Origin of the sequence: Rhizobium sp. BK181 (assembly GCF_014193305.1) — a bacterium.
Taxonomy (GTDB): Bacteria; Pseudomonadota; Alphaproteobacteria; order Rhizobiales; family Rhizobiaceae; genus Rhizobium.
Map to the genome: position 1 here is coordinate 356,144 of NZ_JACHZA010000002.1, position 22,161 is coordinate 378,304.

Below are 22,161 nucleotides of genomic sequence, written 5' to 3' on the forward strand. Positions count from 1 at the left end.
AGTATTTGATTCAACGGCTGCATTGATTGATTCAGGTGTTCGGCGCAAAGCACTGATTCTGAAGCGAAAGTTGTCTCAGGCGTCAGGCGTCAATTCTACAAGCAGGGCGGTGGTATCGTCACTCTGCTTGTAGCGCGGGTAGCGGAGGCCTTCGGGATCGATCTCGCGTTCGAAGTGCCTGAGTTCATCAAGCATTGGCCGCAAGCCCTTGTCGCGCGCGGTGCGTACGAGACCCGCTGAATCATAGGCTGCGTAAAGGACCGCGAGATCCGAAAGGCCGTCGCTGCAGACAATTGCGTGCGCCTTGCGCCCGACATCCAGCCGTTCAGAAATCAGGTGGTCGGCTGCCTCCGGTACGAGGCCGAGGGTCCAGACCCCGCTCTCCGGCGTATTCTGCCGTTCGCGGTGCTGGCGCAACAAGGCGAGGGTCTCGGTATTGCCGAGCGCGCCACCTTCCTTCGTGATGCCGCCTGTGCGCGCAATGTGTTTTCGCGCTTGGTTCTGCTCATATTGATAGGCACCCGGGATTGCCATGTGCATGGTGGCGGAGCCGTCTTCCTGTAGCAGGAAGACGCTGGAGTCGCCGAGGCCGATGAAGTAGAAGCCATCGCGTGTCTGATGCAGCATCGCGAATGCTGTCAATGGCCAGGCATAACGCGGCACGTTCTCGTTGTGTCGGAGAAAAGCTGCCCGGGCTGCGACCGAGAGGCCGCGCGCAACCTCCGAGATGCTGGACTCACGAGTAATCTGATCCTCAAAGCCGCGAGCGAAATGCTGGGCGATCCAGGCGGCGTCACTGCCCGCCACATCCATATATTGGCGGTCGCCGAGCCCCGTGGCACCGTCGATGACGAAGGCGCAGGACTCGTTGCAGCCGAAGCTGTCGTCATTCGGCTTTGCGGGATTTCCGGGATCGGAGATGCTGTCGAGGAGTGTGATGCGAGCTGTCATGGGTACATGGAATAGACGCCATTCGCCGTCTCTTCAATGCGACCAGGCATCACGGCACGCCGATCGTCAGTTCGGCGACAAAATCATAGGCATCGCCGCGATAGAGCGAGCGCGTAAATTCAACCGCTCGGCCCGAGCCGAGATAGGAGATACGCTCGATCGACAGCCCTGCAGCGCCGACGGGTACGCCGAGCAGATGGGCGTCGGCTTCCTTCATGTTGGTAGCGGAAATCCGCTGGACGGCGCGGACCGGGCGGACCTGACGGCGCTCGAGTTCGGCATAAAGCGACGTTGTCACGACAAAGGGATCGGGCAGGAATTCTCCAGAGACGCTGGCGTTTTCGATAGCCAGCGGCTGGTCATCAGCGATGCGCAATCGGCTGAGGCGTGAGACCCTGACATCCGTCGCGAGGCCGAGAATCATCATTTCATCCGGCGAGGGCGTATGAATGCCCTTGTGCAGCCATTCGGAGCGCGAGGTCATGCCTCGACGCGCCATATCCTCGGTAAACGAGGTGAGCTGCGAGAGACGCTGCTCGACCTTCGACACCGGCTTCGTCACGAAAGTGCCAGAGCCATGGCGGCGAACCAGCAGGCCGTCAGCAACAAGCTCATCGATCGCCTTGCGCACAGTCACCCGGCTGACCGTCGCAAATCCCGCGATGTCACGTTCGGGCGGCAGGGCATCGCCGTGGCTGAGAGTGCCCGTGCGAATGGCATCTTCCAGAGTTCGGCGCAGTTTGACGTAGAGCGGACCAGTGCCGCCAGCTTGAAGACGTTCGGGAGAAAGGAGGCTTGCAAAATCGTCGGTCATGCCGCGCCTGTTCCTTCCTCGTGCAGAAACTTCACTGCGAGATCGATAGCGCCCTGCAGGACGTCACCTTTCGGCTCGCGCAGCAACGCGACGTGACGTTCTGCAAGCCAGGGGCGATAAGCCTTCGCGAGCCCGCCCAGCAGGCAGATTGCCTCGCACTCCGGCCAGAGCAAGGCATCAAGGCTCTCGCCGATCGATGCCACTGCGTTTTGCACAATCGCCGTTGCAACCAGATCGCCCTTGGCGGCAGCCTCGAAAACGACGGGCGCATAGCGGGCGAAGTCATTCGGACGGGATACATGGGCGAACTCGACCACGCGCTCCGGATCGTCGCCATACTCGGCCATGACAGTTTGAGTGACCGGCGAGGAGGGGCGAACACCATCGTGGGCAAGCAGAGACTGCTCCAAGAGGTCGCGGCCGAGGCGGGCGCCGCTTGCCTGGTCGCCGACAACGAAGCCCCAACCGCCAATGCCATAGAGCTTTCCGTGGCGACGCGCATTGTAGACGGAACCGGTACCGAAGGCGCCGATCACGCCGTCGGAATCGCCGAGAGCTCCTTGCAGGGCTGTCGTTGCATCGGTGACAACGCGGCGTCTGGCGAAGGGAAGGGCGCGCTCGATGCGCTCGGCATAATCACCCACATTCGCGCCGGCGACGCCAATGACGGCAGCGACACTGGAAACGGTTTCGGGGGAGAGGCCGGCGTCGCTCAATGCGTTCTTGGCGGACGCAACGATATTCAGCAGCGAGTTGTCGAGGTCTGAGAGGATGTTCGACGGGCCGGCCGTGCCGCGGCCCAGGATGCGTCCCGTTGCATCCGTGACTGCGGCGCGGCAGCTGGAGCCGCCGCCGTCGATGCCGATCGTGAATTCTGTCATAGGGCCACCAAAGTCCGCCATTCCCCTTGTTTTTCATACAATACCAAAAAAATACCATTTACCAAGTCCAAAGCTCCCTGAAATTTCATCTTTTTATCTATTTGATTTTTAATGATAAAATTTTTAATGCGGCATTTCTGTCGTCCAGATGTTAAAATTGGCTGGACAATTGGTATTTTTTTGGCCTTAATTCGCTCAAAGGGAACAGCGCATCGAGCAGCAATGAGCCGGCAGGATAGAGATAAGCCGGGCTACTTGATGAAATGCAGATTCGGCCGTGGCGGCTTTGTCGCCCTCAAGCCGTTCTTGCCATCAGTTTTCCCTTTCATGGCTGTGCCGGATCGGTTTCTTGTTCGGGTACGCTGTCTGGTCGACGGGTGTTTGCCTGTCGTGCCGATCGAGCTTTCGGGCCGGCAGTTGTTGACGGCCCTCAATGGGGCGCTGCGTGTCACCTCGTGCATGCAGTCGTTCGTTTCAGGTCAAGAACGGCGCCTTATCGGCGCTCAAAACAGGAGAGGGAAATGAGACACACTGCACTGAAAGGCTTCCTGCTGGCTTCGAGCCTGCTGACATCCATCGGCTTCGCTCATGCCGCCGACGTCACGCTGACGGTCGAAAGCTGGCGTAACGACGACCTGCAGATCTGGCAGGAAAAGATCATCCCGGCGTTCGAAGCCAAGAACCCGGGCATCAAGATCGTCTTCTCGCCGACCGCGCCGACGGAATACAACGCTTCGCTGAATGCCAAGCTCGATGCGGGATCCGCTGGCGATATCATCACCTGCCGTCCGTTCGATACGTCTCTTGAACTCTTCAAGAAGCAGCAGCTCGCCGATCTCACGAGCCTGTCCGGCATGGAGAATTTCACGCCGGTTGCCAAGGCTGCCTGGTCGACCGATGACGGCAAATCCACCTTCTGCGTGCCGATGGCTTCGGTCATCCACGGCTTCATCTACAACAAGGACGCCTTCGACAAGCTCGGCATCTCCGTTCCGAAGACGGAAGATGAGTTCTTCGCAGCTCTGGAGAAGATCAAGGCGGACGGCACCTATATCCCGCTCGCCATGGGCACCAAGGACCTCTGGGAAGCCGCAACCATGGGCTACCAGAACATCGGCCCGAACTACTGGAAGGGTGAAGACGGTCGTTTGGCGCTGATCGAAGGCAAGCAGAAGCTGACGGATGCCGACTGGGTCAAGCCGTATGAAGAGCTCGCCAAGTGGAAGCCGTACCTTGGCGATGGCTTCGAAGCTCAGACCTATTCGGATAGCCAGAACCTCTTCACGCTCGGTCGTGCGGCGATCTACCCGGCCGGTTCCTGGGAAATCGCGCTGTTCAACAGCCAGGCGCAGTTCAAGATGGGCGCCTTCCCGCCACCGGTTCCGAAGGCTGGCGACCAGGGCTACATCTCCGACCATCCGGATATTGGCGTCGCGCTGAATGCCAAGAGCACGCATGCCGAAGAAGCCAAGAAGTTCCTGTCATGGGTTGCGTCCGGCGAATTCGCCGACATCTACGCGAACTCGCTGCCGGGCTTCTTCAGCCTGAACTCCAACCCGGTCAAGATGAGCGATCCGCTGGCTCAGGAGTTCGTTTCCTGGCGCGGCCCGTACAAGTCGACGATCCGTTCGACCTATCAGATCCTCGGGCGCGGCACGCCAAACCTCGAAAACGAGACCTGGATTGAGTCGGCGAACGTCATCAACGGCACCGACACCCCGCAGGCAGCTGCCGACAAGCTCCAGAAGGGCCTCGACGGCTGGTACAAGCCAGGTAAGTAATGAAAGCCGAGGGGCGGCGTCAGCCGTCCCTCACTCCGGCTCAAAGCCAATTTCGTATCCGCTTTTCCTCTCCCCGCCGCCTTCGAAACCCGAGGGGACGGGGAGACGATTAGAGGAAAGGGCGTTCTGCCCGCCGTGTCAGATGCGCTGCGCCAGAGGCGCCGCCAAGAAGAACAGGCAAAAGCCATGAGCGAAGCCCTATCCGCTGTCGATGTCGTTCCCATCAAGCGCCCCGTGCGCTGGCACATCGGCGTCTTTCTTTTCCCGGCATTCATCGTCTACTCGGCGATCATGATCCTGCCGCTGATCGAAACGCTGAGGCTTTCGTTCTACAACACGGTCGATGGCGCGCCTGCCTTCGTCGGTCTCGCGAATTACAAGGTGCTGTTCGGCGATGCCCGCTGGGCCCGTGACTTCTGGAACGCGCTGGTCAACAACTTCATCTTCTTCCTCATTCACATGTGCGTGCAGAATCCGATCGGCATCGCGCTGGCCGCGCTGCTGTCGACGCCGCGGCTGCGCTTCGTGGCGTTCTACCGCACCGCGATGTTCCTGCCGACACTGCTTTCCTTCGTGATCGTCGGCTTCATCTGGAAGCTTATCCTGTCGCCGATCTGGGGCGTTGCGCCGTGGCTGATGAGCCTTGTTGGCATGAAGTCGCTCTTCGCTCCATGGCTCGGACAATCCGGACCGGCACTGATCGCCGTGTCGCTGATCTCGAACTGGCAGTACATCGGCATTCCGATGATGCTGATCTACGCAGCGCTTCTCAGCATCCCGGAAGAGGTGATCGAAGCCGCCGAGTGCGACGGCATCACCGGCTGGGCACAATTCTGGAAGATCAAGCTGCCGCTCATCCTGCCCGCGATCGGCATCATCTCGATCTTGACATTCGTCGGAAATTTCAACGCCTTCGACCTGGTTTATACAGTGCAAGGTGCGCTTGCCGGGCCCGATATGTCGACCGACATCCTTGGTACGCTGCTCTATCGCACGTTCTTCGGTTTCCAGCTGCAGCTCGGTGACCGCTCGATGGGGGCGACGATCGCGACAGTGATGTTCCTGATCATCCTCGCCGGCGTGTCTTTCTATCTCTTTGCCATCCAGCGGCGCATGCGCCGGTACCAGTTCTGAGGAGGGTGTCATGTCCAACAGAGCACGCACATCCCCAATCCGCACCGGTCTCGTTCACCTGGCACTTATCGGCTATACGCTGGTTGCCATCTTCCCGGTGTTCCTGACTATCATCAACTCGTTCAAGGACCGCAACGCGATCTTCCGTTCGCCGATGCAGGTGCCGACGCCCTCCACATTCAGCCTTGTCGGGTACCAGACCGTGCTGGGGCAGGGTGACTTTGCCACCTATTTCCAGAACAGCTTCATCGTCACGGTCGTTTCGATCTTCTTCGTGCTGTTGTTCGGCGCGATGGCCGCCTTCGCTCTCTCCGAATACAAGTTCAAGGGCAACACGCTGACGGGTCTTTACATGGCGATCGGCATCATGATCCCGATCCGCCTCGGCACGGTCGCCATCCTGCAGGGGATGGTGGCAGCCGGCCTCGTCAACACGCTGACGGCGCTGATCCTCGTTTATACGGCGCAGGGTATTCCGCTGGCGATCTTCATCCTGTCGGAATTCATGCGGACCGTCTCCGACGACCTGAAGAATGCCGGCCGTATCGACGGGCTCTCGGAGTATTCGATCTTCTTCCGCCTCGTGCTGCCGCTGGTACGCCCGGCAATGGCGACCGTGGCCGTCTTCACCATGATCCCAATCTGGAACGATCTCTGGTTCCCCTTGATCCTGGCGCCGTCGGAAGCAACGAAGACGGTCACCCTCGGATCGCAGATCTTCATCGGTCAGTTCGTGACCAATTGGAACGCAGTGCTTGCGGCACTTTCGTTGGCGATCCTGCCGATCCTCGTTCTCTACGTCATCTTCTCGCGGCAACTGATCCGCGGCATTACTTCGGGAGCGGTCAAGTGAGTGCGTCCGACAAGTCAATCCGCGTTCTCGTCGCCGGCCTCGGCAATATGGGACGCAGCCATGCGTTGGCCTACCACAACAATCCCGGTTTCGAGATTGTCGGGCTGGTCAACCGCTCCAAGCCAAAGCTGCCTGAGGAGTTGCGGGGCTACGAGATCTATTCGGATTTCCAGGCAGCACTTGTCGAGTTAAGGCCGGATCTCTGCGCGGTCTGCACCTATTCTGACACCCACGCCGACTACGCGGTCGCTGCCTTCGAGGCAGGTTGCGATGTCTTCGTCGAAAAGCCGCTGGCGACAACTGTCGCCGATGCTGAGCGCGTCGTCGCGGCGGCAAAGAAGGCTGGCCGGAAGCTGGTGATCGGCTACATCCTTCGCCACCACCCATCCTGGATGCGATTGATAGAAGAGGCGCGCAAGCTCGGTGGCCCTTATGTCTTCCGTATGAATCTCAACCAGCAGTCCAGTGGTCCGACGTGGGAGACGCACAAATCGCTGATGCAGACGACGTCGCCGATCGTCGATTGCGGCGTGCACTATGTCGATGTCATGTGCCAGATCACCGATGCCAAGCCGGTGGAGGTGCGAGGGATGGGATTGCGGCTCTCCGACGAAATTGCACCCGACATGTATAACTACGGCCAACTTCAGGTGCTGTTCGAGGATGGTTCCGTCGGCTGGTACGAGGCCGGCTGGGGGCCGATGATCTCGGAAACGGCGTTCTTCGTGAAGGACATCATGTCGCCGAACGGATCGGTCTCGATCGTCATGGACCCGAACGCCAAGTCCGACGATATCGACGCTCACACCAAGACCTCGGTTATCCGCCTGCACACCGCGGAGACGGGACCTGACGGCAAGTTCATCCGACCGGACCAGGACATGACGATGGCGGGCGAGCCCGGCCATCAGGAACTCTGCGACCGCGAGCAGGCCTTCATGCTGAAGGCCATTCGCGAGGACATCGACCTCAACCGCCACATGGCAGACGCCGTCGCTTCGCTGCGCATCTGCCTCGCCGCCGACGAAAGCGTGCGTATCGGCCAGGCCGTCAGGCTCCAAGAGCCGGTCAAACTGTAAGGAATACGACTAGTGGGATCGCTTCAACTCAAATCCATCCGCAAGACCTACGGCACGCATGAGGTGCTCAAGGGCATCGATCTGGAGGTCAAGGACGGCGAGTTCGTCATTTTTGTCGGACCTTCGGGTTGCGGCAAATCTACCCTCTTGCGCAGCATTGCCGGACTGGAAGACGTCACCTCGGGTGCCGTTCTCATCAATGGCAAGGACGAGACGCTGACGCCTCCCGCCAAGCGCGGCATCGCGATGGTGTTCCAGTCCTACGCGCTCTATCCGCACCTGACGGTCAAGGACAACATGGGCCTTGGCCTCAAGCAGGCCGGCACGCCGAAGGACGAGATCGAGACGCTCGTCAAGAAGGCCTCCTCGATGCTGTCGCTTGAACCATATCTCGCGCGGCGCCCGGCGGAGCTTTCTGGTGGTCAGCGCCAGCGCGTCGCCATTGGCCGGGCGATCGTGCGCGAGCCGGCGCTCTTCCTTTTCGACGAGCCGCTGTCGAACCTCGATGCCGCCTTGCGTGTTCAGACGCGTCTTGAGATCGCCCGGCTGCACCGCAGCCTCAAGGCGACGATGATCTACGTCACCCACGACCAGGTCGAGGCGATGACGCTCGCCGACAAGATCGTGGTGCTGAATGCCGGCGCGATCGAGCAGGTCGGTTCACCAATGGAGCTCTACAACCGTCCCGCAAACACCTTCGTTGCGGGATTCATCGGTTCGCCGATGATGAACTTCATTCCGGGTGACAAGGTTGGCGATGCGGGCGCAAAGACCGTCGGCGTCCGCCCAGAGCATCTGACCCTTTCGCGCGAGCGGGGCACATGGCGGGCGAAGGTCGTCCACGTCGAACATCTTGGCGCGGACACGATCATCTATCTCGAATCCGAGCAGTGCGGCCTGATCACGGCGCGGCTCTTCGGGGAGCACAAGTACGAGCCGGATGAGATCGTCTATGCGACGCCGGACACGGGCCACATGCATCGGTTCGATGCCAATGACCAGGCAATCCGCTAGAGGCCGACGTCAAACTGAAAGCCCCGCCATAGAGCGGGGCTTTCCATTTCCATCGATCAGCCAAGCACAGGGCGCATGAAACTGCGCTCGTAGCTGATGATGCTGCGATTTCGTTTGTCGAGATCGAACGCGGCCTGGCATTCGGGATCGCTTGCCATGCGCGTGCGATAGTCTTCGTAGGTCGCGAGGCTCGAGAACGAAAACAACGCAATGGCAATGTTGTTCGCGCCCTCGGACGGCAGGAAATAGCCGTGATGCGTGCCTCCCATTCGATTGACGATCGGAATCCAGAGGCGCGCATACTCCTCGAATTCGGCGACCTTGTATGGGTCGATCGTGTAACGCAGATAGCAAGTAATCATTGAAGCATTCCTTTGAAGCAAAGCCGGACGGTGGCCACACGCCTCCGACAGCTAGGCGGCGAGGCGCTCGGTGAGTTCCTCGATGCCGACGTCTGCCTCAACGCTGTCTCCCTTGGCGATCAGATAGAGCCCTAGCACGAAGGCGAGGGCGGCGATGAAGAGCAGGTAGTAGGCATGAGCCATCGGATTGATTGGCAGCAGCGATGCGACTGCAAGAGGCGTCAGGCCGCCGAAAATCGCATAGGAGACGTTGTAGGAGAAGGAGAGGCCGCTGAAACGAACGCGGGCCGGAAAGGCGCGGACCATGACGTAGGGTACTGCTCCAACCATGCCGACTGAAAGCCCCATGATAGCGTAGAGCGTGAAGAGGACAGTCAGCGAAACGCCCGCGTAGGTATAGAAGGCGAAGGTTGCCGCACCAAAGAAGATGCTGGAGACAACAAAGAAGCGTCCTGAGCCAACCCGATCGACGATTGCGCCGGCAGCAGCGGTTCCGAAGATCAGGAAGAGCGTACCGAAGCTGGTGGCCGCAAGCGACTGCTGAGCGGTGTAGCCATAGAGCTTCTGCAGGAAGGTCGCTGTCATTAGCGTGGTCACGACGATGCCGGCCGACAGGATCCATGTCAGCAGCATGGAGATGACAACGCCGCGCGGGTAGTCGCGCAGCACGGCTTTCAGCGGCAACTCCGGAACGAGTGAGCGGGCTTGCTTCATCTCCGCAAAGATCGGTGTCTCCTGCAACCAGCGGCGCAGATAGACGGCAACGAGGCCGAAGATGCCGCCCAGGAAGAAAGGGATGCGCCATGCATAGGCGGCGACATCATCTGGCGTGAAGACTGAGTTGATGATCGTTGCGACGAAGGATCCGAGCAGGATGCCAAGCGTCAGGCCGGAGCAGAGAAAGCCACAGGCGAAACCGACCCGGCGGAAAGGAACGTGTTCGGCCACAAAGGTCCAAGCGCCGGGCACTTCACCGCCGATCGCCGCACCTTGCAGGATGCGCATGAGCACAAGGAGGATCGGAGCGGCAATGCCGATGGTCGCATAGGTCGGCATCGCCGCCATGCCGAGCGTCGAGAGCGCCATAAGCAGGATCGAGAAGGCAAAAACGCGCTTGCGGCCAAAGAGGTCGCCGAAATGGGCGAGGATGATGCCGCCGAGCGGACGAACCAGATAGCCAGCGGCGAAGATCCCGAACGTCTGGATCGTTATCAGCCATTCCGGCATGTCGGCTGGAAAGAACAGCTTACCAATCACCGCCGCGAAGAAGACGAAGATGATGAAGTCGTAGAACTCAAGCGCACCCCCGAGAGCAGAAAGACCGAGTGTGCGAAAATCCTGCGAGGTGAGGCGGCGAGGCGCGGAGGCTGTCGTGATAGGAGACATCATGCTGACTTTGCTTAACGAAAACGTTTCAGCCGTCGTTGCGCATCGACGTCGCCATTTCAAGCAATTTCCGGCGCCTCAGCTATGGCGCCGGAAATGCGGAAACGAGTGTGGCAAAACCGCAAAGGTTAGGGCGCGCTCAGTCTCGGATGACGAGCAGGTCCGCTGCCATGAAACGGAGTGTTACGGTTTCTCCGGCTTGTGGCGGCGTTACGCCGGGGCTGTTGAACATGTCAAAGGAAATGACGTTGCCGCCGACGTTCATGCGGGTGCGGATAACCGACCCGAGGAAGTGCGCGGAGACGACCTGACCGGTCAGCTTCGTGTCGCATGGTGCGCTCTCGGCCAACGATCCGGCTTCCGGACGTAGCGCCAGAGACACCGTATCGCCCGCTTTGAAAGCCGCGACGGACTGCTTCAGCGTGACCCCCTGATCGCCGATCTGGATACGGTTGACGGCGGGATCGACGACCTTGGCCTCGATCATGTTGAGCGTGCCGACGAAGGAGGCGACGAAGCGCGTGGCCGGCGTGTTGTAGATCTCGAAGGGTGTTCCGATCTGGTCGGCGCGACCAGCGTTCATGACGACGATGCGGTCGGAGATCGACAGGGCTTCCTCCTGGTCGTGCGTCACGAAGACAGTGGTGATGCCGAGCTTCTGCTGGATCGCGCGGATTTCCTCGCGCAGTGATACGCGGATCTTGGCGTCGAGGGCAGACAGCGGCTCGTCGAGCAACAGCACCTGTGGGCGCACCGCCAGCGCACGTGCCAGCGCCACGCGCTGCTGCTGTCCACCTGAGAGCTGATAGGGATAGCGATCGGCGAGGTGGTCGAGCTTAATCAGCCCGAGCATTTCCTTTACCCGCTGATCGATTTCGGTTGCCTGCTCACCGGCGACCTTCAAGCCGAAGGCTACGTTGTCGTGAACTGTCATGTTGGGAAACAGCGCGTAAGCCTGGAAAACCATGCCGATATTGCGCTTGTTCGGCTTCAGATTGTTCTGTTCCTTGCCGCCGATGGCGATGCGGCCGGCGGAGGGCGTTTCGAAGCCTGCGATCATGCGCAGGACGGTCGTCTTACCGCAGCCCGAGGGGCCGAGGAAGGAAATGAATTCACCCTTCTCGATCTGCATGTTGAAGTCATGCACGACCTGCGTTGCGCCGAAGGATTTCTTGAGGTTTGCGAGTTCGAGGAAAGCCATGAAAACCAGATACCTTACGACTTGGCCGGAGCGGCTCGGTGAAAGCGGGAGGCGAGATTGAGCAGGCCCATGCTGAGCCAGGTGATCGAGAAGGCGATGACCGCCAGCGCCGACGGCTCGTAAGCGCGGTTAGCGCCGACCAGCTGCAGGTAGGGGCCGAAGGCCGGGCGATTGAGGAGAGCGGCCATGGTGAATTCGCCCATGACGATCGCAAGCGTGATGAAGGCGCCCGAGAGCACGCCGCTCATGACGTTCGGGAAGATGCACTTGAACATGATCGTCGTCCAGCTGGCGCCGAGGCTCTCGGCCGCCTCCGTCAAGGTGCGGACGTCGATTGCGCGCATCGCCGTGTCGACCGCACGGTACATGTAGGGCAGTGACAGCGTCATGTAGGAAAGGACGAGCAGGACGTTGGTGCCTGACGTCGATCCCGTTAGCGGCAGGATCGAGGATGAATTGTACATTCGGAGATAGCCGAAGACGATCACAATCGCCGGGATAACCAGTGGCAGCAGCGTGATGAATTCTACGACCGGGCGGATTTGCGGCAGGCGCAGGCGCACCCAGTAGGCGGTCGGTACCACAAGCAGCATGCCGAAGATGATCGTCAACAGCGCCATCAGCATCGAATAGCCGAAGGTTTCGCGGAACTGCGCATCGGAAAAAACCGAGGCGTAGGCGTCGAAACTGTATGTGCCGCGGCGCATACGCAGCGAGAATTCGATCGTGGCGATGAGTGGCAGAAGGAAGTAAATCGAGCCGAACGCAATGGCGATCCAGGCTCCAAGGCGTGAAGTCTTCATTTTTGCCACCGTTCAGCGCGCATGCGCAGCAGGATGTAGAGGAGATTGGAGAGGCCGGTGATGACGATCATGCCTAGCGCCAGCGCATAGCCGAGGTTGGCATTGTGAAGAACGTCGCCGCGGATCTGCGCATAGAGCAGGATCGGCACGATGTTCAGCGAGCTACCGGTCAGCGCGTAGGCGGTCGCGATGGCACCGAAAGCATTTGCAAAGAGCAGCAGCGTCGTGCCCATCAGGCTCGGCCAGAGGATCGGGAAGGCGACCATCCGCCAATACTGGCCGTTGGTGGCGCCGAGGATCAGCGCGGCTTCCTTCCACTCCTTTTTCATGCCGTCGAGAGCCGGCGTCAGGATCAGCACCATCAGCGGGATCTGGAAGTACATGTAGGTGAGGGTGAGCCCGAAGAAGCTCAGTAGGTTGAAGCCGGTGGAATAGAGATTGAAGCCGAACCAATCGCGCAGCAATACCGTGACGAGCCCGGTGCGCCCAAGCGTGGCGAGGAAGGCGAAAGCAAGCGGCACGCCGGCGAAGTTTGAAGCAACGCCGGAAAAAGTCAGAAGTCCCGAGCGGACCCAGTTTGGGAGGCCGCCGAGGACGATGGCCCAGGCGAGAAAGAAGCCGATCAGCGCACCGCCGAGGGCGGAGGCGACCGAAACGCGAATGCTGATCCAGTAGGCGCTCAGGATCGACGGCGTGAACAAGTCGGCAATGTTCTGGAGCGTCAGATTGCCTTCAGGCGTCAGGAAGGCGCCTGCCACGAGATAAAGCGTCGGCACGATAAGGAACAGCAACGCGAAGATCATGAACGGTGCGATGCCGAGCCAGTCTACGATCTTGTCGCGGTTTATCATGGACGTGGTCGTGACCACGGATGTTGAAACGGTGCTCATAGACGACAGCCTTATCGGGGCAATGAAAACGAAACCTCTCCGCCCGAGGGCGGAGAGGCCTTGTGTCAAAGATTACTTAACGTTCGCGCCGACAACGCTGTCCCACTTGCCGGTGATGGCAGCCTTGCCAGCAGCCTGCTCGTCGAGCGTCGGGAAGACGGCCTTTTCATAGGCAGCAGCCGGCGGCAGCTTGTCGAGAAGCTCCTGCGGGATCTTCTTGTTGGCTGCGAGGTCGTTGAAGCGGATCGGGTGGCAATAGCCCTTCAACCAGCCAAGCTGACCTTCGTCCGAATAGAGGTATTCCATCCAGAGCTTTGCAGCGTTCGGATGCGGAGCGAAGGCGGAGATCGCCTGGACGTAGACGCCAGCGTTAACGCCCGATGCCGGAACGACGACTTCAACCGGCGGGTTGCCCTTCAGCGTGTCGCGCCAGGACAGGCCGTTGTAGTCCCAGGCGACGACGATCGGGGTCGAACCCTGAGCGAGCGAGGCCGACTTGCCGATGACAGGCACAAGGTTGCCGGCCTTGTTGAGTTCGGCGAAGTAGGCGAGACCGGCTTCACCAGCCTTGGTCGCATCCTTTTCACCGGCTGCGATACCTGCGGCGTAAACTGCCTGGACAGCCTGGTTCGACGCGCGCGGATCACCAGCGAGGGCGATGCTGTTCGCGTAGTCCGACTTCTTCAGGTCGGCCCAGTCCTTCGGGACTTCCTTGACGATGTCGGTGTTCACGACAAACGAGAGGACGCCGTAGTAGTCGCCGTACCAGAAGCCGTCAGCATCCTTGGCGCTATCCGGGATCGAATCCCAGGTGGAGACCTTGTAGGGCTGGATCAGGCCGTCAGCCTTTGCTGACGGACCGAAGGAGAGGCCGACGTCGATCACGTCTGGAGCCTGCGGGCCGGTGTTGCCCTTGTTGGCCTTGATGGCTTCGATTTCATCGCCCGAACCGGCGTCCGGGTTCAGCTCGTTGACTTCGAGACCGTACTTGGCCTTGAAGCCGGCAATGACGTCGCCGTAGCCGCACCAGTCGTGCGGAAGCGCGATGGTGGTCAGCGTACCTTCCTTCTTGGCGGCAGCGATGAGTTCAGCGCTCGGTTCAGCGGCTGCGATTGCAGTCGAAGCAACAACAATTGCAGTAGAAAGTGAAAGAATTCTAGAAATATTAGAGATCACTGTTGTTCTCCTTCGTGGTTCAGTGTCTGACGATGCTGTTACTGACGTTACGTGAAGCTTTCGTGACAGTTTGATGACCTTATTTTTTCTTTGTATAGCAGGCAGTTGGCGGCGGTGTTTCATTTACGACACGTTGTTCACTCAAGCGCGGCCTGTCATCTCCCTGTCGTATTTTCCCTCCTAACTGAGTTTACGGAAGAGCCTGGTTTGTTCGAACAGACCCTCCAGCGTTTTCATGCGTTCTTTCGTTTCGTCCCATGTCGAACTCTGAACGGCTTCGATCAGCGCTTCGACAATAAAGAGAGTGACGACTGATGAATCCCAGGCCGACGGGGCCTCGATCTGCACACGAAACGTGTGGCGCGCGAGCTTGGCGGCAGGCGATCCCCATTGATCCGTAAACACGACAATCTCGGCTCCGCGCTTGCGGGCCGCGGTCGCGAGGCTGACCATCTCCTGCTCGTAGCGGCGGATATCGAAGATGACCAACAGGTCGCCGGGATTCAAGTTGAGGACGTATTGCGGCCAGCTGCTCGAATTAGATGAGAGCAGAGCGGTGTTCGGGCGAATGACCTGCATATGCGTGAAGAAGTATTCGGCGAGCGCACCGGTGATGCGTCCGCCGACAAAATAGAGGCCGCGCTTGCGGTCGGAGAGGAGGGAGGCGACGCTGTCAAACGTCGCTGTATCGAGCGCGCTCAGCGTCTGGCGCAGATTGCCCATGATCGCGTCGGCAAAGCGGTTCAGAATATGCGTGCCCGGCGCATTGGAGGCCCAGCGGTCGTGCTTGGCGATAGGGTTTGAAATCGTTGCTTCGACTTCCTGATGGAGGTGCGCCTGAAAGTCGGGATAGCCCTTGAACCCAAGCTTCTGGACCATGCGCACGACCGTTGGCGTTGACACACCGGCGTTCTCAGCAATCGTCGTTATGCTTCCCAGTCCGGAGACAGGGTAGTTGTCCAAAAGGCTCTCAGCCAATTGCTTTTCAGCCCGCGTCAGCGTGCCAAAATGCGAATGGATTACGTCCGAAACTGTCTTCGACGCAGCGGTCACGCGATCATGCTTCCCGGGATTGGTCTTGTGCCACTTTCCCACTGAAAGTTAACAACGCTGTCACAATCCATGTCAACTACTGTCATGAAAAGAAATTTTCAGAGTGCGCTTGACAGTCGTCGAAACGTGAAGAATTCTTTTCTTATACATATTTTATTAATGATCGGGATGCGCCTGTGGTGGCTGCTCAGTTCAAGGTCCTAAGCGAAGCGGAAGGCGAATGCGTTTCGGTCGAGCGACCGAACGGCAGGAGCTCGTTGCTGGTGATCTGCGAGCATGCATCCCGATTGCTGCCTGAGCGGTACGGAACACTCGGTCTCTCCGATGAAGCGCTGGAAAGTCATATTGCCTGGGATCCAGGCGCTTTGGCCGTGGCCCGCGGGATTTCGGAGGCTCTCGATGCCACGCTCATCTACCAGCGATTTTCTCGGCTGATCTACGATTGCAACAGGCCACCGGAGTCGGCCGGAGCCATGCCTGAGAAGAGCGAAGTCTACGAGATACCGGGCAATGCCCATCTCAGCGGGGAAGAACGCCTCGCGCGGACAGAAGCGTTGTATATTCCTTTCCATGACGCCATTCGCGCACTGATTCGCGATCGTAAGGCGAGGGGGCAGGAGACGGTGATTGCAACGGTCCACAGCTTCACTCCGGTGTACCACGGCAAGACGCGCGCTGTGGAAATTGGTATACTGCACGACGAAGACAGCCGCTTTGCAAACAGCGTTTTGAACGCCGCATCGTCCGGCTCGCCTCTCTACAAAATCGAACGCAACGAGCCCTATGGCCCTGCGGATGGCGTGACCCACACGCTGATCCTGCATGGGCTGTCCAATGGGCTCCGCAATGTAATGATCGAGGTCCGCAACGACCTCATCTCAGACGAAGACGGTCAAGGGGTCGTGGCCGACTATCTGACAGGGCTTCTCCAGCAAAGCCTGGACGCCTGACAATGAAGAAAAAGACCCCAGGGAGCAGTCTAACTGCGATCCGCCCGTAGGCGAAAACGTCACGGGCACTTTGGCACTGGATGATCATCCGCAATCCCGCGGATGATTGCTAAACAGGGGGAAGTCATGTCCGATTACACGGATCACGACAAGAAGCAGGATATGCATATCCTGCACTCCATGGGCTACGCCCAGGAGCTGGAACGGCGGATGAGCTCGTTCTCGAACTTTGCCGTTTCGTTTTCCATTATTTGCATCCTCTCCGGCGGTATCAACTCACTGGCGCAAGCCACGGCGGGTGCCGGCGGTGCGGCGATCGGCATCGGTTGGCCGGTCGGTTGCTTCGTCTCGCTGGTGTTCGCTGTCGCGATGGCGCAGATCAGTTCGGCCTATCCGACCGCGGGCGGCCTCTACCATTGGGGCTCGATCCTCGGCAACCGCTTCACCGGCTGGGTAACCGCGTGGTTCAACCTGCTCGGTCTCGTCACCGTTCTGGGCGCGATCAACGTCGGCACCTATTACTTCTTCATGGGCGCCTTCGGGACAAGCTACTTCGGCCTGACAGACACCACGATGGTCCGCATCGTCTTCCTGGTTATCATTACCGGTGCGCAGGCGCTTGTGAACCACATGGGGATTGGGTTGACGGCGAAGCTGACGGACTTCTCCGGTTATCTGATCTTTGCGACGGCGATCGTACTGGCCGCTGTCTGCCTGTTGGCAGCACCGTCCTATGACATTGGTCGGCTTTTCACCTTCGCCAATTACTCCGGCGAAGCGGGTGGCAATGTCTGGCCGTCGACTTCGGGCGCGTGGGTATTCCTGCTCGGTCTCTTGCTGCCAATCTACACGATCACCGGCTACGATGCTTCGGCGCATACCTCGGAAGAAACGGTCAAGGCCGCGCATTCCGTGCCACGCGGCATGGTCTCCTCGGTCCTGTGGTCGGCGCTCTTCGGTTACATCATGCTGTGCGCTTTCGTACTGATGCTGCCGAACATGGACGATGCAGCCAAACAGGGCTGGAACGTATTTTTCTGGGCGATGGATAGCCAGGTGAACCCTGTCGTCAAGGATCTGCTCTACCTCGCCATCTTCGTCAGCCAGTGGCTGTGCGGCTTGGCAACGGTGACCTCGGTCTCGCGTATGATCTTCGCCTTCTCGCGTGACGGCGGGCTGCCTGCATCGAAGGCACTGTCGAAGGTCAGCCCGAAGTACCGTACTCCGGTCGCGGCCATCTGGACCGGATCGATCCTCGCCGTACTTTTCGTCTGGGGCTCGTCGCTCGTTTCGATCGGTGAGACGCCGGTTTACACGATCGTCGTATCGTGCACGGTCATCTTCCTGTTCTTCTCCTTCGCGATCCCGATCACCCTCGGCCTCTTTGCCTGGGGCACGTCGAAGTGGGACAAGATGGGGCCGTGGAACCTCGGCGAAGGCATGTTCAAGCTGTTCGCGATCCTGTCGATCCTCGCGATGGTGCTGATCTTCGTCCTTGGCATCCAGCCTCCGAACGATTGGGCTCTCTACATCACCGTCGGCTTCCTCGTGCTGACCGCGATCGTATGGTTCGGTTTCGAAAACCGCCGCTTCAAGGGACCGCCGATCGGCGACGAAGTTGCGCGTCGTCAGGCGGAGATCGCAGCGGCCGAAAAGGCCGTCGGCGAAGCCTGAGGTTTCGACTTCCCCTCCGACTCCGGGGCCGCAATAGCGGCCCCGTTCTCCGGATCAACGAAAACGCATCAGGGCGGCTCACTCGTTTCACGGCATGCTCTTTCGTTGCACCGATTTCAGTTCCCAAGTTCAGGCGGATTCACCATGAGCATCTATACCCTCGACGATCTCAAGCAGGATGTAGCCGATGGGCGCATCGATACGGTTCTGGCGTGTCAGGTGGACATGCAGGGCCGCCTGATGGGCAAGCGGTTTCAGGCCGAATACTTCCTGGAAAGCGCGTGGAAGGAAACGCATAGCTGCAACTATCTCGTTGCCACCGACATGGAGATGGAAACCGTGTCCGGCTACAAGGCGACAAGCTGGGAAAAAGGCTATGGCGACTACACGATGAAGCCCGATCTTTCGACGCTGCGCCGTATTCCATGGCTCGAAGGCACCGCGCTCGTGCTCTGCGACCTCCTTGACCACCACACGCATGAAGAAGTACCGCATTCGCCGCGCGCGATCCTGAAAAAGCAGGTCAAGCGACTGGAAGACATGGGCATGAAGGCGTTCATGGCCTCGGAACTCGAATTCTTCCTATTCGACCAGACCTACGAATCTGCACACGCATCCGGTTATCGCAACCTCAAGCTCGCCAGCGCCTACAACGAAGACTACCACATCTTCCAGACGACCAAGGAAGAGGAGGTCATGCGGGCAATCCGAACCGGATTGCAAGGCGCCGGTATTCCGGTCGAGAACTCGAAGGGTGAGGCGTCGGCGGGCCAGGAGGAAATCAACGTCCGGTATGCCGACGCGCTTACCATGGCCGACCGCCACTCCATCATAAAGAACGGCTGCAAGGAGATCGCCTGGTCGAAGGGCAGGGCGATCACCTTCCTCGCGAAGTGGCACTACAATGCCGCTGGTAGCTCGTCGCACATCCATCAGTCCCTCTGGAGCGCCGACGGTAAGACACCGCTTTTCTACGACGAAGGCGGCAAGTACGGCATGTCACCGCTGATGAATAACTATGTGGCCGGTCTTCTCGCACACGCCAGCGAGATCACCTATTTCCTCGCGCCTTACATCAACTCGTACAAGCGCTTCATGGCTGGCACGTTCGCGCCGACGAAGGCGATCTGGAGCAAGGACAACCGCACGGCCGGCTATCGCCTCTGCGGCGACGATACCCGCGCGATCCGCATCGAGTGCCGTGTCGGCGGCTCGGACCTCAATCCTTATCTCGCGTTTGCGGCACTGCTCGCTGCCGGCATCGAGGGTATCGAGAAGAAGACGGAGCTGGAGTCGCCGTTTGTCGGCGACGCCTACGGCGCTCGCAGCGTCCGCGAGATCCCGCGCACCCTGCGTGCAGCAACCGCTGCCATGACGGAATCGAAGATGCTGCGTAGCGCCTTCGGCGATGACGTTATCGACCACTATACTCGTGCTGCCGAGTGGGAGCAGGAAGAATACGATCGTCGCGTTACCGACTGGGAAGTGGCGCGCGGTTTCGAAAGAGCATAAAGCGTAGCCAAGGCCGGACGGCGTCCCGTCACACGATTTCCATATCTCGGGAGATTGTTTGGGGCGTCCGCCGGTTTCGGCATGCCAAAACATAGGATGAAGATCATGGGAATGATCCAATGCATTTCACCGATCGACGGATCGGTTTACGCCGAACGCCCGGCGCTTTCGCTGGAGGCGGCGAAAGACGCGGTGGCGCGTGCGCGCAAGGCGCAGAAGGCCTGGGCAAAGCGGCCGCTGGAACAGCGCGTTCAGCTGGTGTTGAAGGGCGTCGCGCGGCTAAATGAAATGTCCGACGTCGTCGTGCCGGAGCTTGCCTGGCAGATGGGCCGACCGATCCGCTACGGCGGTGAGTACAAGGGTTTCAACGAGCGCTCCAACTACGTCGCCTCGATTGCGGCCGATGCGCTGGCGCCGCTGGTCGTCGAAGAGAGCGACAAGTTCGAGCGCCGCATCGAGCGCGAAGCGCATGGCGTCGTCTTCGTCGTGGCGCCTTGGAACTATCCCTACATGACAGCGATCAACACGATCGCGCCGGCGCTGATGGCGGGCAACACCGTTGTTCTGAAGCATGCGTCGCAGACGCTTGTTGTCGGGGAGCGGCTGGTGCAGGCGTTCGTCGAGGCCGGCGTTCCCGAGGACGTCTTCCAGAACGTATTCCTCGACCACGAGACGACGTCGGCGCTAATTGCCGCCGCCAGCTTCAACTTCGTGAACTTCACCGGCTCGGTCGAAGGCGGGCGCTCGATGGAGCGTGCGGCGGCCGGCACGTTTACCGGTCTTGGCCTCGAGCTCGGCGGCAAGGATCCGGGCTACGTTATGGAAGACGCCGACCTCGATGCAGCGGTCGATACGCTGATGGACGGCGCGACCTATAATTCCGGTCAGTGCTGCTGCGGTATCGAGCGCATTTATGTGCATGAATCGCTGTACGACAGCTTCGTCGAGAAGTCGGTCGCTTGGGTGTCGAACTACAAGCTCGGCAATCCGCTTGATCCGGAAACGTCGCTCGGGCCGATGGCGAACAAGCGTTTCGCCAAAGTGGTCCGCGAGCAGATCGCAGACGCGGTCGCCAAGGGCGCCAAGGCGCTGGTCGATCCGAAGCTCTTTCCGCAGGACGATGGTGGCGCTTATCTTGCGCCGCAAATCCTCGTCAACGTCGATCACTCGATGGCCTTCATGCGCGAAGAAACTTTCGGCCCTGCTGTCGGCATCATGAAGGTCAAAAGCGATGACGAGGCAATCGCCCTGATGAACGACAGCCAGTATGGCCTGACGGCTTCGCTCTGGACGAAGGATCCGGAGCGGGCAGGGCGGCTTGGTCGCGAGATCGAAACCGGCACGGTGTTCATGAACCGCGCAGACTATCTCGACCCGGCGCTCTGCTGGACCGGTGTCAAGGAAACCGGCCGTGGCGGCTCGTTGTCGATCATCGGCTTCCAAAACTTGACGCGTCCGAAATCCTACCATCTGAAGAAAGTCACAGCATGAACATCACAGCCAACTGGAGCTATCCGACAGCCTTCAAGCTCGGTCGGGGGCGCATCAAGGAACTGGCGGACGCCTGCAAGAGCCTCGGCATGAAGAACCCGCTGCTGATCACCGACCGCGGTCTGGCGTCGATGGCGATCACCCAGACGGCACTCGACATTCTCGAAGACGCAGGTCTCGGTCGCGCGATCTTCGCTGACGTAGATCCGAACCCGAATGACAAGAACCTCGAAGCTGGTGTCAAGGCTTTCAAGGACGGTGGCCACGATGGCGTCGTCGCTTTCGGCGGCGGTTCGGGCCTCGATCTCGGCAAGTGCGTCGCCTTCATGGCCGGCCAGACGCGGCCCGTCTGGGACTTCGAGGATATCGGCGACTGGTGGACGCGTGCCAGCGTTGAAGGCATCGCGCCGATCGTGGCGGTGCCGACGACGGCGGGCACCGGCTCGGAAGTCGGTCGCGCCAGCGTCATCACCAATTCCGAAACGCATGTGAAGAAGATCATCTTCCATCCGAAGTTCCTGCCGGGCGTTGTCATCGCTGATCCGGAACTGACTGTCGGAATGCCGAAAATCATCACCGCCGGCACCGGCATGGATGCTTTCGCGCATTGCCTGGAAGCCTATTCTTCGCCTTTCTACCACCCGATGTCGGCAGGCATCGCGCTTGAGGGTATGCGTCTCGCCAAGGAATACCTGCCGCGCGCCTACAAGGAAGGCACCGATCTCGAAGCCCGCGCCAACATGATGTCGGCCGCAGCCATGGGTGCGGTCGCGTTCCAGAAGGGGCTTGGCGCCATCCACGCGCTGTCGCATCCGATCGGGGCGGTCTACAACACGCATCACGGCATGACGAATGCCGTCGTGATGCCGGCGGTGCTTCGGTTCAATCGTTCGGCGATCGAGGAGAAGATCGCGCGCGCTGCTGCCTATCTCGGCATTTCCGGCGGTTTCGACGGTTTTTACGACTACGTGCTGCAGCTTCGCTCTGAACTTGGCGTTCCCGATAGCCTTTCTGCGATGGGAATCAAGCCCGACCGAATCGATGAGCTTTCGGCCATGGCGATAGAAGATCCGAGCGCTGGCGGCAATCCGGTCAAGATGACGCTCGAAAATACCAAGGCACTCTTTAAGGATTGCTTCTGAACTTAGAGAAGAAG

20 protein-coding genes are annotated in these 22,161 nt (G+C 59.7%); 10 read left to right on the plus strand and 10 right to left on the minus strand.

Going from position 1 to position 22,161, the window contains the following annotated elements:
- Positions 1-75: 75 nt before the first annotated feature.
- From FHT77_RS09170 to FHT77_RS09180, 3 genes are read right to left on the minus strand one after another with little or no spacing between them, the layout of a single operon-like run.
- Positions 76-951, minus strand: coding sequence for a protein phosphatase 2C domain-containing protein (locus FHT77_RS09170; protein WP_183754483.1), 876 nt, complete (start codon positions 949-951; stop codon positions 76-78).
- Between the two features lie 49 nt (positions 952-1,000).
- Positions 1,001-1,765, minus strand: coding sequence for a GntR family transcriptional regulator (locus FHT77_RS09175; RefSeq protein ID WP_183754484.1), 765 nt, complete (start codon positions 1,763-1,765; stop codon positions 1,001-1,003).
- Complete coding sequence (locus tag FHT77_RS09180; RefSeq protein ID WP_183754486.1) at positions 1,762-2,646, minus strand: N-acetylglucosamine kinase; 885 nt, start codon at positions 2,644-2,646, stop codon at positions 1,762-1,764. Before FHT77_RS09180 ends, FHT77_RS09175 begins: the two co-directional genes overlap by 4 nt.
- A gap of 521 nt (positions 2,647-3,167) precedes the next feature.
- On the opposite strand from FHT77_RS09180, the gene FHT77_RS09185 reads away from it, so the two are divergent.
- The 5 genes from FHT77_RS09185 (at position 3,168) to FHT77_RS09205 (ending at position 8,507) form a co-directional block, all read left to right on the plus strand.
- Positions 3,168-4,427 carry an ABC transporter substrate-binding protein gene (locus FHT77_RS09185; RefSeq protein WP_183754488.1) on the plus strand — a complete coding sequence of 420 codons (1,260 nt, stop codon included), beginning with the start codon at positions 3,168-3,170 and terminating at the stop codon, positions 4,425-4,427.
- A 186-nt stretch (positions 4,428-4,613) separates the two neighbouring features.
- Positions 4,614-5,561, plus strand: a complete 948-nt coding sequence (locus FHT77_RS09190) for a carbohydrate ABC transporter permease (protein ID WP_183754490.1) — start codon at positions 4,614-4,616, stop codon at positions 5,559-5,561.
- 10 nt (positions 5,562-5,571) lie between these two features.
- Entirely contained in the window at positions 5,572-6,414 is an 843-nt protein-coding gene (locus tag FHT77_RS09195) for a carbohydrate ABC transporter permease (protein ID WP_016554567.1), read from the plus strand.
- Positions 6,411-7,493 carry a Gfo/Idh/MocA family protein gene (locus tag FHT77_RS09200; RefSeq protein WP_183754493.1) on the plus strand — a complete coding sequence of 361 codons (1,083 nt, stop codon included), beginning with the start codon at positions 6,411-6,413 and terminating at the stop codon, positions 7,491-7,493. The genes FHT77_RS09195 and FHT77_RS09200 overlap by 4 nt, the downstream gene beginning before the upstream one ends.
- Positions 7,494-7,505: 12 nt before the next feature.
- Positions 7,506-8,507: an ABC transporter ATP-binding protein gene (locus FHT77_RS09205; RefSeq protein WP_183754495.1), complete on the plus strand. Its 1,002-nt coding sequence runs from the start codon at positions 7,506-7,508 to the stop codon at positions 8,505-8,507.
- Positions 8,508-8,563: 56 nt separating this feature from the next.
- Here FHT77_RS09205 and FHT77_RS09210 read toward each other — a convergent pair whose 3' ends face one another.
- From FHT77_RS09210 to FHT77_RS09240, 7 genes are all read right to left on the minus strand, one after another.
- Entirely contained in the window at positions 8,564-8,869 is a 306-nt protein-coding gene (locus FHT77_RS09210; protein WP_183754497.1) for an NIPSNAP family protein, read from the minus strand.
- 51 nt (positions 8,870-8,920) lie between these two features.
- Entirely contained in the window at positions 8,921-10,255 is a 1,335-nt protein-coding gene (locus tag FHT77_RS09215; protein ID WP_183754792.1) for an MFS transporter, read from the minus strand.
- 139 nt (positions 10,256-10,394) lie between these two features.
- Complete coding sequence (locus tag FHT77_RS09220) at positions 10,395-11,456, minus strand: ABC transporter ATP-binding protein (RefSeq protein WP_016554562.1); 1,062 nt, start codon at positions 11,454-11,456, stop codon at positions 10,395-10,397.
- Positions 11,457-11,470: 14 nt separating this feature from the next.
- The gene (locus FHT77_RS09225) at positions 11,471-12,259 is read right to left on the minus strand and encodes an ABC transporter permease (protein ID WP_183754499.1); all 789 of its coding nucleotides are present in this window, start codon (positions 12,257-12,259) and stop codon (positions 11,471-11,473) included.
- On the minus strand, positions 12,256-13,149 hold the full coding sequence (locus tag FHT77_RS09230) for an ABC transporter permease (protein WP_183754501.1): 894 nt from the start codon (positions 13,147-13,149) through the stop codon (positions 12,256-12,258). Before FHT77_RS09230 ends, FHT77_RS09225 begins: the two co-directional genes overlap by 4 nt.
- Positions 13,150-13,221: 72 nt before the next feature.
- On the minus strand, positions 13,222-14,325 hold the full coding sequence (locus FHT77_RS09235; protein WP_183754503.1) for an ABC transporter substrate-binding protein: 1,104 nt from the start codon (positions 14,323-14,325) through the stop codon (positions 13,222-13,224).
- A gap of 180 nt (positions 14,326-14,505) precedes the next feature.
- A complete protein-coding gene (locus FHT77_RS09240; RefSeq protein WP_183754505.1) occupies positions 14,506-15,378 on the minus strand; it encodes a MurR/RpiR family transcriptional regulator in 873 nt (290 codons plus the stop codon).
- 176 nt (positions 15,379-15,554) lie between these two features.
- Between FHT77_RS09240 and FHT77_RS09245 the strand changes: the two genes are divergently transcribed.
- The 5 genes from FHT77_RS09245 to FHT77_RS09265 all read left to right on the plus strand — a co-directional run bounded on the left by FHT77_RS09245 (position 15,555) and on the right by FHT77_RS09265 (position 22,147).
- Entirely contained in the window at positions 15,555-16,328 is a 774-nt protein-coding gene (locus tag FHT77_RS09245; RefSeq protein WP_183754507.1) for an N-formylglutamate amidohydrolase, read from the plus strand.
- A 126-nt stretch (positions 16,329-16,454) separates the two neighbouring features.
- Positions 16,455-18,002 carry an amino acid permease gene (locus FHT77_RS09250; RefSeq protein ID WP_183754509.1) on the plus strand — a complete coding sequence of 516 codons (1,548 nt, stop codon included), beginning with the start codon at positions 16,455-16,457 and terminating at the stop codon, positions 18,000-18,002.
- Positions 18,003-18,146: 144 nt separating this feature from the next.
- Positions 18,147-19,514, plus strand: a complete 1,368-nt coding sequence (locus tag FHT77_RS09255; protein ID WP_183754511.1) for a glutamine synthetase family protein — start codon at positions 18,147-18,149, stop codon at positions 19,512-19,514.
- A 105-nt stretch (positions 19,515-19,619) separates the two neighbouring features.
- On the plus strand, positions 19,620-21,005 hold the full coding sequence (locus FHT77_RS09260) for an aldehyde dehydrogenase family protein (RefSeq protein ID WP_183754513.1): 1,386 nt from the start codon (positions 19,620-19,622) through the stop codon (positions 21,003-21,005).
- Positions 21,002-22,147, plus strand: coding sequence for an iron-containing alcohol dehydrogenase (locus FHT77_RS09265; protein WP_183754515.1), 1,146 nt, complete (start codon positions 21,002-21,004; stop codon positions 22,145-22,147). Before FHT77_RS09260 ends, FHT77_RS09265 begins: the two co-directional genes overlap by 4 nt.
- The last annotated feature ends 14 nt before the right edge of the window (positions 22,148-22,161 follow it).